Raw genomic sequence first — 16,586 nt, 5'->3', positions numbered from 1 at the left:
GGGATTCCCGGACCGCGCAGACGACTTGACCCGCCCCGCCGACCGGCCGAGGATCGGGCCATGACGCTGACGCCCGGACACGGCAGCACGGTCGACGGGGTGCTGCGGCGCAGTGCCCGGCGCACTCCGGACCGCGTCGCGGTGGAGTACCGCGACCGCACCTGGACGTACGACGAGCTCGACACCGCGGTCTCCCGCGCGGCGAGCGTCCTGCTGGCCGAGGGCCTGTCCCCGGGCGACCGCGTCGGCGCCTACGGGCACAACTCCGACGCCTACCTGATCGCCTTCCTGGCCTGTGCCCGCGCGGGCCTGGTGCACGTACCGGTCAACCAGAACCTGACCGGCGACGACCTCGCCTACATCGTCGGCCAGTCCGGCAGCACGCTCGTCCTCACCGACCCGGACCTGGCCACCCGGCTGCCCGGGGGCGCGCGCACCCTGCCCCTGCGCGACGCCGACGACTCGCTCCTCTCCCGGCTGTCCGGGGCACCCGCGTACGACGGCCCCGAGCCGGGCGCCGAAGACCTGGTGCAGCTGCTCTACACCTCGGGCACCACCGCCCTGCCCAAGGGCGCGATGATGACCCACCGGGCGCTGGTGCACGAGTACCTGAGCGCCATCACCGCCCTCGACCTGCGCGCCGGCGACCGCCCCGTACACGCCCTGCCGCTCTACCACTCGGCGCAGATGCACGTCTTCCTGCTGCCCTACCTCGCCGTCGGCGCCACCAACACCGTCCTCGACGCACCCGACGGCGACCGCCTCTTCGATCTGATCGAAGCCGGCCGCGCCGACAGTCTCTTCGCCCCGCCCACCGTGTGGATCGGCCTCGCGAACCGCGCCGACTTCGCCACCCGCGACCTCGGCGGCCTGCGCAAGGCCTACTACGGCGCGTCGATCATGCCCGTGCCCGTCCTGGAGCGGCTGCGCGCACACCTGCCGGACCTGGCGTTCTACAACTGCTTCGGCCAGAGCGAGATCGGCCCCCTCGCCACCGTCCTCGGCCCGGACGAGCACGAGGGCCGGATGGACTCCTGCGGCCGGCCCGTCCTGTTCGTCGACGCCCGGATCGCCGACGAGGACGGCAAGGACGTCCCCGACGGCACCCCCGGCGAAGTCGTCTACCGCTCCCCGCAGCTGTGCCAGGGCTACTGGGACAAGCCCGAGGAGACCGAAGCCGCCTTCCGCGACGGCTGGTTCCGCTCCGGCGACCTCGCCGTCCGGGACGCGGACGGCTACTTCACGATCGTCGACCGCGTCAAGGACGTCATCAACTCCGGCGGCGTGCTGGTCGCCTCCCGCCAGGTCGAGGACGCCCTCTACACCCACGAGGCGGTCGCCGAGGCCGCCGTGATCGGCCTGCCGGACGAGCGGTGGATCGAGGCCGTCACCGCGGTCGTCGTCGTGCGCGGCGAGGTGACGGAGGAAGACCTGATCGCCCACGCCCGCGACGAACTCGCCCCGTTCAAGGCACCCAAGAGGGTGCGCTTCGTGGACGCGCTGCCGCGCAACGCCAGCGGGAAGATCCTCAAGAGGGAGCTGCGGGACCGGTTCGCCGGTGCCTGACCCTTCGAAAGGCTCCCCACGTGGCCTGTCGGCGGTCCGGGCCGATCGCTAGGCTGACCGCGCACGACGACACCGGGAGGAGCACGGACGTGGCCGAGAGCACCACCCACCAGCGCCCGCTCATGGGCTGGGACAAGCCGGAACTGGATCTCAGCAACGCGCAGTGGCAGTCCAGCAGCCGAGGCATGGGGGATGTCCAGATCGCCTTCGTCGAGGGGTTCATCGCCATGCGCAACAGCGGCAGCCCGGAAAACCCTTCCCTGATCTTCACGCCCGCGGAGTGGGGCGCGTTCGTGTCGGGGGCGCGGGACGGGGAGTTCGACCTCACCTGAGCCGCCGGGCTGGGCCGTCCGGCCGAACCGTAGTGTCCCGTCCCTCCCCCGGGGGAAGTCGGTCTTCCGGAGGTGAGGCACCCATGAGCACCCTGCCGGTCATCGCGGCGGTCGACGGATCGGACGACAGCCTGCGCGCCCTGGACTGGGCGCTGGAGGCCGCCCACCGGCGCGAGGCACCCCTGCGGGTGGTGCACGTACGCCAGTACGCCGTCTGGGCCCAGACCGACGTCCTGATCGCGGGCCCCCCGGACACCGGCGACGACCCCGTGCTCGACCAGGCCCGCGCCCACCTGGAGGGACGGGCCTACGCGGTTTCCACGGAGTACGTCGGCATGGAGGGCGTCCCGGGCGCCGCGCTGCCCGAACTGGGAACCGACGCCCAACTGCTCGTGCTCGGCTCCCGGGGCCGCGGCGGCTTCGCCAGCCTGCTGCTCGGCTCCAACGGGATGGCCGCGGCCCGCGACGCCGCCTGCCCCGTCGTCGTGGTGCCGCGCCCCGGACGCGAGACCCACGGCGAGGCGCCGGACGAACCAGGCCCCCGCGTGGTCGTCGGCCTGCACGTGGACAGCCCCGACGACGCCACCCTGTCCTTCGCCTTCACCGAGGCGGCCCTGCTCGGCGCCCGCCTCCAGGTGATCGCCGCCTACCCGTGGCCGGTGCAGACGTGGGCCGCTGCGGGCCAGATCATGCCCCCGGTGATCGACGAGGTCTCGATCGAGAGCGAGACCCGGGTGCTCGCCGACGGCTTCCTCGCCCCCTACCGGGAACGCCACCCCGACGTCCGGGCCCAGGCGCACGTCGTGCCCGGCGACGCCGCCGGCCACCTGGTCGCCGCCTCCCGCGACGCCGCCCTGGTCGTCGTCGGCCGCCACCGCCGGCGCCTGCTGGCCCCCGCCCGCATGATGGGGTCGGTCACCCACGCCGTCCTGCTGCACGCGGTGTCCCCGATCGCGGTCGTGCCACCGGCTCCGCCGGACGAGGGCTGAGACGGGCGGGAGCGCGAATCAGCGGAGGACCGCCGGTCCGAGCGGGACGGGTCCGGACGGGCCGCCGCCGGTTCAGCGCCGCTCAGCGCCTCGCCGCGCGCGGCGGCCGCGCCCCCGGGAGAACGAGGGCGGGTTGCTGGCGCCCGCGCGAGTGGAGTGTGCCGGGCTGCTTCGGGTCGGGTTTGTTCTGTTGTGGCCGGCCTCCGTGGGGTGGGGGTGGGATCCTGCGTTCGCCGTGGTGTGGTCGGTGGTGCCCGCGCGAGTGGAGTGTGCCGGGCTGCCTTGGGTCGGGCTTGGTCTGTTGTGGCCGGCCTCCGCGGGGTGGGGGCGGGGCCCCGCGTTCGCCGTGGTGTGGTCGGTGGTGCCCGCGCGAGTGGAGTGTGCCGGGCTGCCTTGGGTCGGGCTTGGTCTGTTGTGGCCGGCCTCCGCGGGGTGGGGGCGGGGCCCCGCGCCCGACGTGGGCCGGTCGGTGGTGCCCGCGCAGGCGGGGTGTGCCGGGCTGCCTCGGGTCGGGCCCGTCCTGCTGCGGCCGCACGCCGGGAGCCGGGCGTATCCGATCGTCGGCCGGGAGGCGGCCGGCGGGGCTTGTGTCACGAGGCCGGACGCACCGCCCTCGGGGCCACGAGCCGTGCCTATCATCGGCCCCATGCAGGACTCGACCAGCACGGACACCCGGATCGCCCTCGACCTCGCGCTGACCGTCCGGCACGACGGACACGGCGGGGTCGCCGATGATCTGGCCGACCTCGCCGGGCTCGGCGCGTGGGTCCGCGCCCACCCCGGGATCGTGCCGGACGCCGGAAGGTACCGCGCCGACGAGCCGGCCCTGGCCGCCGTCCGCGCGGTGCGCGCCGCGGCCCGTGCCCTCTTCGCCCGCGCCGTGCGCCCCGGTGAGCCGAGCCCCGCGGACGCCGCCCGACTGCTGCCCGTCCCCGAAGCCCTGCGCTGCCTGAACCGGGCCGCCGCGCGCACCCCCACCGTCCCCGTGCTGGACTGGACGGAGACCGGCCCAGCCGGACCGGTCCTGCGCAGGGAGCCCGCCGGCGACCGGCCGGACGACCTCGCCGCGGTGCTCGCCCACGCCGTGATCGGCTTCCTCGCCGGTCCCGACCGGCACCGGCTGCGGGCCTGCCACGCACCGCGCTGCGTGCGCTACTTCCTCAAGGAGCACCCGCGGCAGGAATGGTGCAAGCCGTCCTGCGGCAACCGCGCCCGCGTGGCCCGCCACCACGAACGGCACAAGCGCACCGCGTAGCCGGGACGGGCACCCGCCCGCACGCCGCGCGAAGGGCGCGGCCACGTACCATGGCGGCATGTCGTTCCTCCGCCGCCGCAGCGCCACGCCCGCCGGGCCCGACTTCGACGTACTGGCCATGGACCCGGGCGACTGGCCCGGCAATCTGGGCGCCGGCCTGCTGCCCGCGCCCGACGGCAGCTGCCAGGGCGTCTTCCTGCGCTACGACCTGTTCGGCGGCCGCGGCCCCGCGATGATCATCGGCAATCTGCCGGAGGGCTCCCCGGCCCGCGAGGTCCCCGAGGGCGAGATCCCCTTCGAGGTGGCCCAGCTGCTGCTGGCCCTGGAGAACGACGAGGAGGTGACGGTCGCCGGCGCCGAGGACGTCCCGGTGATGCAGGGCGACAACCTGCTCATCGTGCGCCGCCTCAAGCTCTCCGAGAGCCGGATCTCCTGCGTGCAGTTCGACCGCAGCGACGGCGTCCTGGTGACCATCGCCGCCTGGGACCGTCCCATCACCGACGACCTCTACGCCCTGCTGAAGCCGCTCCCGGCGGAGCTTTTCCAGCAGGGCTGAGCCGGACGGCTACCGTACGGTCGAGAGCGTGACGTCGGCGGCGCGCACGTACCCGACCCGGTGGCCGTACTGGATCTGGTAGTACACGTCCCTCCCGGTCACCACCCGGTGGGAGGCCTCGTCGAAGGTCACCGCGTAGTAGTACTCCCCGGCCACCCGCTCACCCACCACGTACCTCTGGCCCGCGAGCACCCGGTACGGCAGCGGCGACACGGCCTGGGCGGGTACGTCCGCCGGGTAGGCCGCCTTCTCCGGGTACGCCCGCCCGTACACCGGGACGCTGTCCAGGCCCTTCCTCGGAGTGATCACGCGGCCCGAGGCGGGGACCGCCGCCGGGCTCTTCCCCGGGTTGCGGAACCACGCCTTCTGCCCCAGGTACCAGATCGCCGTCCAGTCGCCCCACCGGTCGGCCACCGCGTACTGCTGTCCAGTGGAGACCCGGGAGGACAGGTCGTTCACCCCGGTCGTCGGAGTGGTGCCCAGGCCGACGTCCCTGATCAGCGGTGCGTTCACGTCATGGTCGGAGTACAGCCGGACCGCGCTGGAACCGTGGACCGCGCAGGGCTCGCCCCGCCTCTCGCAGCCGGTGTACTCCGGGCGGTTGGCGGCGTAGTCGGGGCGGATCGTCACCAGGCCGGATCCCTTGCCGGCGGTCGGTCCGAAGGGGCGGCCGAGCAGCTTGAAGTAGTGCCGCCAGTCCCAGTACGGGCCGGGATCGGTGTGCATGCCCGGGATCGTCGCCGTGGTGGTGCCCGGCACGTTGTCGTGGCCGAGGATGTGCTGCCGGTCCAGCGGGATGTCGTACTTCCTCGCCAGGTACTTCACCAGCCGCGCCGACGACCGGTACATCGCCTCCGTGTACCAGGCGTCCGGCTCCGCGAGGAAACCCTCGTGCTCCAGGCCGATCGACTTGGCGTTGACGTACCAGTTCCCCGCGTGCCACGCCACGTCCTTCGCCTTCACGTGCTGGGCGATGTGGCCGTCGGTGGAGCGCAGGGTGTAGTTCCAGGAGACGTAGGTGGGGTCCTGGACCATGTCGAGGACGCCGTTCCAGGCGCCCTCCGTGTCGTGCACGACGATGTACCGGACGCGCTGCGAGGCGGGCCGGTTCCCCAGGTCGTGATTGCCGTAGTCGCCGTCCCCGAACTCCTCGTACGGCGCCGGGACCCACTCGCAGGAGACCGACCGCGGGCACTCGGTGCCGGCGGACCTCGCGGCCCGCAGACCCGCGTCGTCCAGCTGGGACACGTCGGGCGCCACGTCGGGGCGGGCGGCCAGGGCGACCCGCTGCCCGGCGTCCGTGGTCCGCCGCTCGCCCGCGCGGATCACCTCGAACACGTCGTCCGCGTACGCCGCCGCGGTCGCCGAGTCCTCGGCACCCGAGAAGCGCGCCACCGCCCCGTACCAGTCCGCCGGGTCCGCGCTGAGCGGCTCGCCCAGGTCCCGCTGGGCGGCCGCCAGCAGCGCGGCACCGCCGGACACGTTCGCGGCCGGGTCGGTGCGCAGGGCCTCGGGGCTCAGACCGGTCAGCTCGGCCGCCCTCGGCAGGGTGGTGAGGCGCGCCGGCAGGTCGGCGGGCTGGGGGGTCGTCACCCTCGGGCGCAGCGGAGGGCGGGCGTCGTCGCCGCGCGGGTCCTCGGTGCCCTCGCCGTGGTGCGACGCCCCGGCCAGTGCCGTGCGCGCGTCGGTGAGGTGCAGCGGTCCGTAGCCGCCGGTCACGCTCGGCGCGCCGCCGTGCGCGTCCCAGCGGGACTGGAGGTAGGAGACGCCCAGCAGCACGCTCTGCGGCACCTGGTACTCGGCCGCCGCGTCGGCGAAGGCCCGCTGCAGGCGGTCCGGGGCGGGCGGTGCGTCCGGCGACCGGGAGGCGGAGGGTGCGGCGCCGAGCAGCGGCAGCAGCAGGGCCGCGGTGGCCAGGGCGGGCACGACGGGGGATCTGCGCAAAGCGGCCTCCTGTGACGGTCGGACGTGGCGGGGCGTGAGCGACGGAACGTGTGCGGGGCCGGGCGTGGGACAGTGGTACCCGGCGGTCCGACGATCCGTCAATCATGCCTTCATAGCGGCGATTTCCCACGTCAGCAGGGGGTCGGGCGAGTTTCGGGGCGGCGGCCCACGGGCCTGCGCGGCATCAGTGGCGTACACCAATGGCCCTCCCGGTCAGGGACAGAAGAAATCCGCGGTGCGCCCTCCCGGGAGGGCGCACCGCGGACCGATGGCGCGTCGCTCAGCGCGTGCCGACCGCCGCGCGGACGGCCCTGCGGGCCATCTGGCAGTCGTCGTGCAGCCGGCGCAGCAGCAGCCGCTGCTCCTCGCCGGAGGGCACGGCGCCCGGCTGGGCGGGCACCGGCTGAGCCGGGACCGTGTCCTGCATCGAGCGCTGCACGGCCGTCTCGTACGTACGGATCTCCCGGGTGAGCACCAGCATCAGGTTCACCAGGAAGGCGTCCCGCGCGGCGGTGCCGCCCGACTGGGCGATCTGGCTGATCTGCCGGCGGGCCGCCGGGGCGTCGCCGAGGACCGCCCACAGGGTCGCCAGGTCGTAGCCGGGCAGGTACCAGCCCGCGTGCTCCCAGTCCACCAGCACCGGACCGGCCGGTGACATGAGGATGTTGGACAGCAGGGCGTCACCGTGGCAGAACTGGCCCATGCCCTGGCGTCCGCTCGCGTGGGCGATGCCGTGCAGCAGTTTCTGCAGGTCGCCCAGGTCCCGGTCGGTGAGCAGCCCCAGCTCGTGGTACCGGGAGATCCGGGCCGCGTAGTCCAGCGGGGCGTCGAAGGTGCCGGCCGGCGGCCGCCAGGCGTTGAGCCGGCAGACCGCGCCGAGCGCCGCCCTGATGTCCGCCCGGGGCGGTGACTCCAGGGGGTGCCGCTGCAGCGCCGCCACCCGCCCGGGCATCCGCTCGATCACCAGCGTGCAGTTGTCCGGGTCCGCCGCGATCAGCCTCGGCATCCGCACCGGGGGGCGGTGCCGGACGAACGAGCGGTATGCCCCTATCTCGTGCCGGATGCGCTCCGCCCACGCGGGGGAGTGATCCAGTAAGCACTTGGCGACCGCGGTGCTGCGCCCGGTCGTGCCGACCAGGAGCACGGACCGCCCGGTGCGGCGCAGCACCTGCACCGGGGAGAACTCCGGGCAGATCCGGTGCACGGAGGCGATCGCCGCGCGCAACTGGGTGCCCTGGGGGCCGGACAGGTCGATTCTTCCGCTGAGCGGCTGTGTGCCGGGGCCCGCGCCGCGCCGCGCCCTGCCCGCCCCGGGCACCGGGGCCGCCGGACGCGCGGGGGCGAGGTAGGGGCCGCCGCCCGCCGCCGGGCGGGGGTGCAGTGAGCGCTGCGGGGCGGACACGGAGGACGATGCTGCGTACATGGGCGAGACAGATCCCTTCGTGTGCCTGCTGTGCCTGCCTGAAGAGCCGCGCCGGCCCCGCGAGGAGCGGGCGTCTCTTCCGATAGCCGTCGCGCCGCCCGCCCGGCCGCCCGGAGCCACCCTGGGGAGTGACCCCCGCGGCGACCGGTCGGGGTGGCGCATTCCTACCTGACACCCCGCCGCCCCTGGCACACCATCTGGCGCACCCTGGCGAACGGTGGCGAATAGTCGCCCGGCAACCCGCACGGGGCTACTGTCAACTCAGCCGAGAACCTGGGGGCTTGACGTGAGCAAAGAACCCAACACCCGTCTGTCGGACCTGTTCGGCCTGGCCGGCTGGTCCAAGGGCGAGCTCGCGAGGCTGGTCAACCGGCAGGCGGCGGCCATGGGCCATCCGCAGCTGGCGACCGACACCTCGCGGGTGCGGCGGTGGATCGACATGGGAGAGATCCCGCGCGATCCGGTGCCGCGGGTGCTGGCGGTTCTGTTCACCGAGCGTCTCGGCCGTGTCGTGACCATCGAGGACCTCGGTCTGGTCCGGCACGGGCGCGCGGGGAAACGGTCACGCGGCGGGAGCGAGGAACATCCCGACGGAGTGCCGTGGGCGCCCGAGCGGACCGCGGCGGTCCTCACCGAATTCACGGGAATGGACCTCATGCTCAACCGACGCGGCTTGGTGGGCGCGGGCGCCGCGCTCGCCGCGGGCTCCGCACTCAGCAGCGCCATGCACGACTGGCTGCACACCGACCCGGCCCTGGCGGCCGATGCTCCCGACCTCCACCACCCCCTGCACGCCGACTCCGCCGGGTTCGACCGCTACGAGGCCGCCCCCGTCGGGTCGCAGGAAGTGGAGGAACTGGAGCGCTCGGTCGAAGTGTTCCGCGCCTGGGACGCCGCCCGCGGCGGCGGCCTCCAGCGCAAGGCCGTGGTGGGCCAGCTCAACGAGGTGGGCGGCATGCTCGCCTACCACCACCCACCCCACCTCCAGCGGCGCCTGTGGGGCGTCGCCGCCAACCTCGCCGTCCTCGCGGGCTGGATGTCGCACGACGTCGGCCTGGAACCCACGGCCCAGAAGTACTTCGTCATCGCCGCCCACGCCGCACGCGAGGGCGGCGACCGTCCCCGGGCCGGCGAGGCGCTCTCCCGGGCGGCCCGCCAGATGGTGCACCTGGGCAAGCCCGACGAGGCTCTGGACCTGATGAAGCTCGCCCAGTCGGGCTCCGGCGAGCAGGTGCTGCCGCGCACCAAGGCCATGCTCTACACGATCGAGGCCTGGGCCCAGGCGTCCATGGGCAAGGGCCAGGCGATGCGCCGCACCCTGGGCCGGGCCGAGGACCTCTTCGTCTCCGACAAGGCGGACGTGCCGCCGCCGGACTGGATGCAGACGTTCAAGGAGGAGGACCTGTACGGCATGCAGGCCCTGGCCTACCGGACGCTCGCCGAGTTCGAGCCGGGAGCCGCCGCCCACGCCCAGCACTACGCGGACAAGGCCCTGGCCCTCAGGGTCGACGGCCGGCAGCGGTCGAAGATCTTCGACTACCTGTCCATGGCCTCCGCCTGCTTCATCGCCGACGACCCCGAACAGGCGGACCGGTACGCGCGCCTGGCCCTGGTGTCGATGGGGTCCAACTCCTCCCAGCGGACCTGGGACCGCCTGCGGCAGATGTACCGGCTCACCGCGCAGTACGCCGGCTACCCGAAGATCCAGGAGCTGCGGGAGGAGATCGAACTGGCGCTGCCCAAGGGGAAGACGTCCAAGGGCAGGGGGAGCGGCGGCAGGGCGGCCCAGGCGTAGCGCACGCCGCCCCCGTTTCCGCATGCCGCGCCCCTACTTCCGCGTGCCGCGCCCTACTTCCGCGTCACCCGGGCCACCAGCACGCAGGCGTCCTCCCGGCGCAGGGACCGGCCGGTCCCCTCCGACACGATCCGCAGGACGTCTCGCGCCGAGCTCGTTTTGGACAGCCGGGGAGCCAGGGCGAGGAGGCGTCGTCGCTCCGCCGGCACGAGTCCGCCGTTGTGCACCAGTAACAGGTCACCGGCTTCGAGGGTGGTCTCGGCCTGCCAGGCCGGCGCGTGCCCCGTCCCGTCGCGGAACAGCAGCGGGGCGGGGCCGTCGGCGTGCGCGCACGTCACGGTGCGGCTGTCGGGCCGGTAGCCGCAGTACACGGCACCGCGCACGGGCGGCAGGGCGGTGGACCGCAGCGACCGGGCGAGCCGGTCCGGAAGTCCGGCGGGCCGGACGCCCGCCGTCGCCAGGCCGCGCAGCGCGCCGATCACCATCGCCGGACCCTGGGCCGGGTCGCCTTCGGCGCAGGGGAGTTCGCCGACGCTCAGCAGCGTCTCGTCACCGGTGAGCGGGCACGCGTCGTACCAGACGCTGATTCGGGACGGGCCCGCCTCGGCGGGCAGGTAGCCGGCCGCCAGGTCGAGGCCGGGCCGTCCCCGGTCCGGGAACCGCAGGAGGCCGTGCCAGGGCGGTGGCACGGCCTCCCGCGGTCCGGCCGCGGGCCGTTGCCCGGTGTCCGCGGCCCGCGGGCGGTGCCGGAACGAGTCACGGGTCTCGCTCACGGCCCGCTGGCTGCGGCGCAGTGCGCTGACGTCCCGCAGCACCGCCCACATCGAGGCGGTGCTGCCGTCGGCGTCGAGCACGGGCTCGCCCATCATGTGCACGGTCCGTACGGTGCCGTCGGGGCGCACGACGCGGAACTCCCCGTCGATGGGCCGGCCGTCGACGAGGCAGTCCGTGACCATCGCGGTCAGCTTCGGCCGGTCCTCGGTGAGGACCAGGGACGGGAACTCGTCGAGGCTCAGGGGGAGGGCGGCGGGGTCGCGGCCGAGGATCTGGAAGAGCTCCCCGGACCACTCGGCCTCGTCCGTCAGCAGGTTCCACTCCGCGCTGCCGACCCTGCTGAGCAGCGAACCCGGGCGGGGCGCGGGCGCCGGTCCGTCCCGCAGCTGCGCCAAGTGCGCGTCGAGGTCGCTGAGCTGATGCAGCGCCAGGTCGTACAGGGCGCGCTGCCAGCGGCCGTGGGGGTCCGTTCCGTCGCCCTGACTGTCCCGTCGTACGGCGTCCACGTCGCCCCTGAGCCGCCGCGCCTGCGATATCAGCGCCTCGACCGAGCCGGGTCCCGGTGGCTGGGCGGCTGGGTGGTCCGCGGAGAGATGGGACGACATGACGCACTCCGATGTGCAGACGGTACGAACCGGGGCGGAACCGAGGCCGGTGGAAGGACCGTTACGACTGTTGCACAGCCCGCGAGGCCCCGTAAGGGATTTGGCAAGACACGATACGGTGGTGCTTCCGGCATATGCCACAGTCTTCCCGGAGCGACTTCGGCGCCCGATGGGCGTACGTGTGCCGGTCGCCAAGTCGTAGGAAGCCTACGGGACTTGACGGGCGTACGTCCTCGCCGGAGTCGTCGCCCGAGTGTTCGTCGGACTCCTGTTCTACGGCGCGTCGTACAGCGCGGGCCGGGGCGCCAGACCGACGGGCGTGCGCGTCCCCGTCTCCAGCGCCCGCACGCCCGCTTCGGCGACGGCGGACGCCGCGTACCCGTCCCAGGCACCCGGGCCGGTGACCCGTCCCCGCCGGGTGGCGTCGACCCAGTCCCGCACCTCGCGGTCGTAGGCGTCCGCGAACCGCACGAGGTAGTCCTGCGGCACCTCCTCGCGGGCACCGCCCGCCGCCGTCACCACCATGGCGCGTGCGTCCCCGATCCGGGCGCTGCCCGCCTCGCAGACGGCCTCGCACCGCACCTCGTAGCCGAAGCCGCAGTTGACGAAGATCTCCACGTCGACCAGGGCGCCCCCCTCGGTCTCGAAGAGCACCAGCTGCGGGTCGAGCAGTCCCTCGGGCGCCCCCGCGGACGGACGCGGCCGCAGGACGGTCACCGCGGTCAGCTCTTGCCCGAGCAGCCAGCGGGCCGCGTCGATCTCGTGCGAGACGGAACTGGTCACCAGCATGCCGGAGGTGAAGTGCGGTGGGGAGGACACGTTGCGGTGGACGCAGTGCAGCATCAGCGGCCGGCCCAGCCGCCCGCCGTCCAGCAGCGACTTCAACTGGCGGTACTCGGCGTCGTAGCGCCGCATGAACCCGATCTGCGCCAGCCTGCGGCCCAGCCGTGCCTCCGCCTCCACCACGCGCAGCGCGCCCGCCGCGTCCGGCGCCATCGGCTTCTCGCACAGCACCGGCAGCCCTCTCGCGAAGGCGGCCAGCAGAGCCTCCTCGTGCGCCTCGCCGGGCGAGGCGATCAGCACGGCCTCCACGCCCGGCGCGTCCAGCGCGGCCTCGACGTCCGTGTGCACGACGACCCCGTCGATCCCGCCCGCGGCCGCCTTCGCCCGCTCGGCGTCGGGGTCCGCGACGGCGGCGACCCTGGCGCCGCTCACCACCCGGTCGAGGCGCCGTACGTGGTCGGCGCCCATGTGTCCCGCGCCCAGCACCGCCACACCCAGAAGTTCGCTCACGCTCCGCCGGCTCCTTCCCCGTCCGCGGCGCACCCGCGGACGGCGGGTACGTGTACCGCGAACAGGGTTTCACGGTCGTCAAGAGGGGCGGGGCGCCGCACACGGGCGCCGGGGTCAGTAGCGCAGTACGCCCGCGATGCCCTCCACCTCGCCGAGCGCCCCGTCCGGGACGAAGCGGACGTCCGCGCCGGTCTCCAGGCACTGCTCGACGATCTCGTCCACGATGTCCTCGCGGGCGTCGAGGTCGCCGTCGTACGCCGGGAGCAGGTGCTCACCGTCGTCGCGCATCGTCACCTTGAAGTTCTCCTCGACGGCCAGCAGCCGGACCCGGCCGGTGTGCGCGCTCTCCCACAGTTCGTCGACGCCGGCCGCGAAGTCCTTGCGCCCGCGGGCGGCGTCCAGTTCCCTGGCGACGGCCTCGACGGAGCCGCGCGCCTCGTGGTCGAGGACGGGCGCCACCGCCTGCCACACGGCGTCGGCCGTGCCGTGCGCCAGGCCCCCGTGCGGGACGAGCACCGCGTCCCGCACGGTGTTCCCGGTCTCCTCCAGCACGGACAGCGCGGGCTGCGGGCCGGTGACGTACAGCGGCCGGGGGTGCGCGCGCAGGACCCGGCCCATCTCGGTGTCGGCGTCGCGCAGGAACCGGCGGGTGGTCTCGTCCCGGAAGGTGCTCGGCGAGTCGCCGATCCGCTCCATGCGTTCGGGGTCGAAGTCGAGCGGCGGGCGGTCCATGGGGAAGCCGCCGGTGCGGTCCTCGACGACCCTTCCCGCCCCGCCGCTCCACAGGGTGACCCGGTCGGCGGCGACCGACAGCACCCAGAACGGCCGCTCGGCGGCCTGCGCGGCGACGAGATTGCGGGTCAGGAAGGTGTCTGCGAGGACGACGCGCTCCGGGACGGAGCGGGCGAGGGTCCAGACCTGGTGCTCACCCGGCGCGGCGAAGATCGCGAGGCCGTCCTCGGTGTGTGACAGGTCGACCTCCGCCAGGGCCCGGTCGAGTTCCCGGGAGACATCCAAGCGGCGCTCACGGGTGACCGCCGGGTCGTCCTGCAACTGCTTCTTGGCCTCGGCCACCGCGTTGCGCAGCCGGACGGGGTCGCCGGCGTTGTCCGGCTCGCGGCGGTGCGTCGGCGTCAGCACGGACACGGCCGGGTAGGGGCGGGGGCGCCGGAGTTCGGCGAGGGCGGCGGGACTCAGATCGTGCTCCATGTCAGCACGATAAGACGGAAGGACGTGTCGGGCATTCGGAGCAATCCGCCTCATACGTTCAGGTGCGCTCGTCCCGGCCTCGTTCGTCCCGGCCTCATTCGTCCCGGCCCGGGGAAGCCTCGCCGCCGCAGGAGCTGCCGTCGGGCGGCAGGGAGCCGTACAGCAGGAAGTCGTCGACCTTGCGGTGCACGCACTCGGAGGACGCGTAGCCCGTGTGCCCCTCGCCCTTGTTGTCGAGGACCACGGCCGAGGGCCCGAGCCGCTCGGCCGTCTCCTCGGTCCAGCGGTACGGCGTGGCCGGGTCGCCCCGGGTGCCGACGAGGAGCATCTTCGCGGTGTCGAGGTCCTTCACGTCCTCGCGGATGTAGTCGGTGCCCTTGGGGCGGCCGTGGCACATCAGTACTTGGGTGAGCCGGTACCGGCCGAAGACCGGCGAGGCCTCCTCGTACCGGGCGCGCAGCCGGCCCAGCGACTCGGCGACCTGGCCGGCGGAGGGCCGGTCGGGGTCGTCCGCGCAGTTGATCGCCATCAGCGCGGCCGGCAGGTTGTCCATCGGGACGTCCTCCGGGTCGGTGAGGCCGGCGCCGGCCTTCTCCCCGCTGCCGGCCCGCGCCTGCGCACGGACCGGGAAAGTCACGCCGCCGGACACGAAACCCTGCAGGCCACTGGTGTCGCCGCCCTCCATCAGCTGGGCGAGCGCCCGCTGAAGCGACGGCCACAGCTCCTTGCTGTAAAGGGCCTGGCCCATGGCACCCACCATGTCCTGACCGGAGAACGGCTCGCCGAACGCCGTCGGCACCGGGTCCGAGTCGAGCGACGCGACGACCTGCTCGACCAGGCGGCGGGCCTGCCGCGCGTCCTGCCCGAACGGACAGGCGATGTCCTCCACGCACCAGTCGAGGAAGTTCTCCAGCGCCGTCTGCTGCCCGCGCGCTCCGGCCAGGCCCTGCTCGGTCAGCGGTTCCGTCAGGGTGTCCACACCGTCCAGCACCATCCGCCCGACCTTGTCCGGGAACCTGGCGGCGTAGACCGCGCCCAGCCGGGTCCCGTAGGAGAAGCCGAGGTAGTTGAGCCGGTCGTCGCCGAGCGCCTGGCGCATCACGTCCATGTCGCGCGCGGCCTCGACCGTGCCTATGTGGGGCAGCACCGGGCCGGAGTGCTTCGCGCAGTCGGCCGCCGCCTCCCGCAGCCGCCGCAGTACGTCCCGCGGGTCGGTGAGCTTCTCGTCCCCGTCCGTCGCCTCGATGATGTCGACGGTGGCCGGGCCGCAGGTGACCGGCGAGGACCGGCCGACGCCGCGGGGGTCGAAGGTGACCACGTCGTAGCCGTTGGTCAGGTGCATGAAGTCCTTGCCGCCGCCGACGAGTTCGTCGACGCCGGAGCCGCCGGGCCCCCCGAAGTTCAGCAGCACCGAGCCGCGTTTGTCGCCGGTCGCCCGGTAACGGGCGAGGGCGAGGTCGAGCGTCCTGCCCCCGGGCCGGTCGTAGTCGAGGGGGACGGTGACCTTCCCGCACTGGAGGTACTCCGGCGCCGCCATGTCCTCGCACGCCGACCACTTGACCTTCTGGTCGTAGAACCGGGACAGGTCGGGCCCGGTGTCACTCGCGGTCGCGGCGGGCAGCCCGGCGACCAGCAGCGCCAGCCCGAGCGCGCCGGTGACCGCGCAGTGCCGGACCGAGGGCCGGGACTCCAGCTTGGCCAGCATCGATGCCTCCCGGGCGCCCCGTCGTGGACCGGTGCTCGGCGCCCTCGCTCACCATAAGCGGGCCCCGGACGGCTCGCCTCCGGGCAAGGCCTGTGGGTGCATTGCCACCAGTTCGACGAAACGGTCACTCGATGGGGTGAAAGGACTATTAGCCATAACTCGGATGGTGCGTCCGCGTTTTAACCGGTGCGGGCGACTGCCCGTGACCAACTCTGGAAGGCAGGGAAACTCATGAGAAGGGTTACCCGAAACGGTGTGCTCGCCGTCGCGGCGTCCGGCGCGCTGGCCGTGACGATGCCGGCGTACGCCGCGTTCGCGTCCGACGGCGCCGCCGCGGACGGCTCCGCGGCCGGCTCGCCGGGGCTGATCTCGGGCAACACCGTCCAGCTCCCGGTGGACGTCCCGGTGAACGTGTGCGGGAACACGGTGAACGTGGTGGGGCTCCTCAACCCGGCCGCGGGCAACAGCTGCGCCAACACCGGGGCGAACGGTACGGCGGACAAGGGGAAGGAATCCTCCGAGGGGGCCGGTGCGTCGGGAGGCGCGGTCGCCGAGGGCGGCGCCGAGGACTCGCCGGGCGTGCTCTCCGGCAACGGCGTCCAGTTGCCGGTGCACCTTCCGGTGAACGTCAGCGGCAACAGCGTCAACGTCGTCGGCATCGGCAACCCGGCCGTCGGCAACGAGTCGACGAACGGCCCCGGTGACGAGCCCGAGCCCGTCGAGCCCCCCGCGCGGCCGGAGCCCGAGCCGTCGGTGCCCGAGAAGGAGCGCGCCGAGCCGAAGCCCTCCCCGCACGTCGCGGCCCCGCCGGAGGAGTCGGTGTCCCTGGCCCGCACCGGTGCGGACCAGACCCTGTCCGCCCTCGCCGGGAGCGCCGCGCTCGTGCTGGGCGGCGCCGTCCTCTACCGGCGGTTCCGGCCGGGCGCCCGGACCTGACCGACGGCGGCCGGCCGCCCCGGGCGCACCGCACGCCGGGCGGCCGGGACGTGCGCATGTCGTCGGGGCGCCGCGCGGGCCCCCAGCGGCACTCCCCGGCAGACCGGCGCGCCCGGCGGGACGGTGCGCGCGCCGCACGGGTGACCGCCGGGCAGGCCCCGGTCGGGGACGTACGCACGGGTTGAGCGGCATACACCGGCCGGT

General features: G+C 74.0%; 13 protein-coding genes. 7 read left to right on the top strand and 6 right to left on the bottom strand.

Annotated elements, in window-relative coordinates:
• Nucleotides 1-60 precede the first annotated feature (60 nt).
• From M6G08_RS28825 to M6G08_RS28805, 5 genes are all read left to right on the top strand, one after another.
• Nucleotides 61-1,566: an acyl-CoA synthetase gene (locus M6G08_RS28825; RefSeq protein WP_272590041.1), complete on the top strand. Its 1,506-nt coding sequence runs from the start codon at nucleotides 61-63 to the stop codon at nucleotides 1,564-1,566.
• Between the two features lie 89 nt (nucleotides 1,567-1,655).
• On the top strand, nucleotides 1,656-1,898 hold the full coding sequence (locus M6G08_RS28820) for a DUF397 domain-containing protein (RefSeq protein ID WP_272590040.1): 243 nt from the start codon (nucleotides 1,656-1,658) through the stop codon (nucleotides 1,896-1,898).
• Between the two features lie 83 nt (nucleotides 1,899-1,981).
• Complete coding sequence (locus tag M6G08_RS28815) at nucleotides 1,982-2,887, top strand: universal stress protein (RefSeq protein WP_272590039.1); 906 nt, start codon at nucleotides 1,982-1,984, stop codon at nucleotides 2,885-2,887.
• Nucleotides 2,888-3,533: 646 nt separating this feature from the next.
• On the top strand, nucleotides 3,534-4,142 hold the full coding sequence (locus tag M6G08_RS28810; protein ID WP_272590038.1) for a CGNR zinc finger domain-containing protein: 609 nt from the start codon (nucleotides 3,534-3,536) through the stop codon (nucleotides 4,140-4,142).
• A 58-nt stretch (nucleotides 4,143-4,200) separates the two neighbouring features.
• Complete coding sequence (locus M6G08_RS28805; RefSeq protein ID WP_031021076.1) at nucleotides 4,201-4,698, top strand: hypothetical protein; 498 nt, start codon at nucleotides 4,201-4,203, stop codon at nucleotides 4,696-4,698.
• A gap of 9 nt (nucleotides 4,699-4,707) precedes the next feature.
• Here M6G08_RS28805 and M6G08_RS28800 read toward each other — a convergent pair whose 3' ends face one another.
• Complete coding sequence (locus tag M6G08_RS28800) at nucleotides 4,708-6,642, bottom strand: N-acetylmuramoyl-L-alanine amidase (RefSeq protein ID WP_272590037.1); 1,935 nt, start codon at nucleotides 6,640-6,642, stop codon at nucleotides 4,708-4,710.
• Between the two features lie 280 nt (nucleotides 6,643-6,922).
• Complete coding sequence (locus M6G08_RS28795) at nucleotides 6,923-8,065, bottom strand: aminoglycoside phosphotransferase family protein (protein WP_272590036.1); 1,143 nt, start codon at nucleotides 8,063-8,065, stop codon at nucleotides 6,923-6,925.
• A 286-nt stretch (nucleotides 8,066-8,351) separates the two neighbouring features.
• Between M6G08_RS28795 and M6G08_RS28790 the strand changes: the two genes are divergently transcribed.
• Nucleotides 8,352-9,860, top strand: a complete 1,509-nt coding sequence (locus M6G08_RS28790) for a DNA-binding protein NsdB (RefSeq protein ID WP_272590035.1) — start codon at nucleotides 8,352-8,354, stop codon at nucleotides 9,858-9,860.
• A gap of 53 nt (nucleotides 9,861-9,913) precedes the next feature.
• Here M6G08_RS28790 and M6G08_RS28785 read toward each other — a convergent pair whose 3' ends face one another.
• The 4 genes from M6G08_RS28785 to M6G08_RS28770 all read right to left on the bottom strand — a co-directional run bounded on the left by M6G08_RS28785 (nucleotide 9,914) and on the right by M6G08_RS28770 (nucleotide 15,446).
• The gene (locus M6G08_RS28785) at nucleotides 9,914-11,239 is read right to left on the bottom strand and encodes a PAS domain-containing protein (RefSeq protein WP_272590034.1); all 1,326 of its coding nucleotides are present in this window, start codon (nucleotides 11,237-11,239) and stop codon (nucleotides 9,914-9,916) included.
• Between the two features lie 273 nt (nucleotides 11,240-11,512).
• The gene (locus M6G08_RS28780; protein WP_272590033.1) at nucleotides 11,513-12,532 is read right to left on the bottom strand and encodes a Gfo/Idh/MocA family protein; all 1,020 of its coding nucleotides are present in this window, start codon (nucleotides 12,530-12,532) and stop codon (nucleotides 11,513-11,515) included.
• A 114-nt stretch (nucleotides 12,533-12,646) separates the two neighbouring features.
• A complete protein-coding gene (locus tag M6G08_RS28775; RefSeq protein WP_272590032.1) occupies nucleotides 12,647-13,741 on the bottom strand; it encodes a baeRF3 domain-containing protein in 1,095 nt (364 codons plus the stop codon).
• 94 nt (nucleotides 13,742-13,835) lie between these two features.
• The gene (locus M6G08_RS28770; RefSeq protein WP_272590031.1) at nucleotides 13,836-15,446 is read right to left on the bottom strand and encodes an alpha/beta hydrolase; all 1,611 of its coding nucleotides are present in this window, start codon (nucleotides 15,444-15,446) and stop codon (nucleotides 13,836-13,838) included.
• A 231-nt stretch (nucleotides 15,447-15,677) separates the two neighbouring features.
• Here M6G08_RS28770 and M6G08_RS28765 point away from each other — a divergent pair, with 231 nt between their 5' ends.
• Nucleotides 15,678-16,382 (top strand): chaplin, encoded by a 705-nt coding sequence (locus tag M6G08_RS28765; RefSeq protein WP_272590030.1) that lies wholly within the window; start codon nucleotides 15,678-15,680, stop codon nucleotides 16,380-16,382.
• The last annotated feature ends 204 nt before the right edge of the window (nucleotides 16,383-16,586 follow it).

It is taken from the genome of Streptomyces sp. M92, assembly GCF_028473745.1.
In the GTDB taxonomy this organism is placed as follows: domain Bacteria; phylum Actinomycetota; class Actinomycetes; order Streptomycetales; family Streptomycetaceae; genus Streptomyces.
This window is presented reverse-complemented; position numbering and strand designations above follow the sequence as displayed.

What these genes read in the sequence shown, in the direction of transcription:
- M6G08_RS28815 (WP_272590039.1), top strand. Translation starts at nt 1,982, where the DNA reads ATGAGCACCCTGCCGGTCATCGCGGCGGTCGACGGATCGGACGACAGC.
- M6G08_RS28795 (WP_272590036.1), bottom strand. Translation starts at nt 8,065, where the DNA reads ATGTACGCAGCATCGTCCTCCGTGTCCGCCCCGCAGCGCTCACTGCAC.
- M6G08_RS28765 (WP_272590030.1), top strand. Translation starts at nt 15,678, where the DNA reads ATGAGAAGGGTTACCCGAAACGGTGTGCTCGCCGTCGCGGCGTCCGGC.
- M6G08_RS28770 (WP_272590031.1), bottom strand. Translation starts at nt 15,446, where the DNA reads ATGCTGGCCAAGCTGGAGTCCCGGCCCTCGGTCCGGCACTGCGCGGTC.
- M6G08_RS28785 (WP_272590034.1), bottom strand. Translation starts at nt 11,239, where the DNA reads ATGTCGTCCCATCTCTCCGCGGACCACCCAGCCGCCCAGCCACCGGGA.
- M6G08_RS28775 (WP_272590032.1), bottom strand. Translation starts at nt 13,741, where the DNA reads ATGGAGCACGATCTGAGTCCCGCCGCCCTCGCCGAACTCCGGCGCCCC.
- M6G08_RS28810 (WP_272590038.1), top strand. Translation starts at nt 3,534, where the DNA reads ATGCAGGACTCGACCAGCACGGACACCCGGATCGCCCTCGACCTCGCG.
- M6G08_RS28825 (WP_272590041.1), top strand. Translation starts at nt 61, where the DNA reads ATGACGCTGACGCCCGGACACGGCAGCACGGTCGACGGGGTGCTGCGG.
- M6G08_RS28805 (WP_031021076.1), top strand. Translation starts at nt 4,201, where the DNA reads ATGTCGTTCCTCCGCCGCCGCAGCGCCACGCCCGCCGGGCCCGACTTC.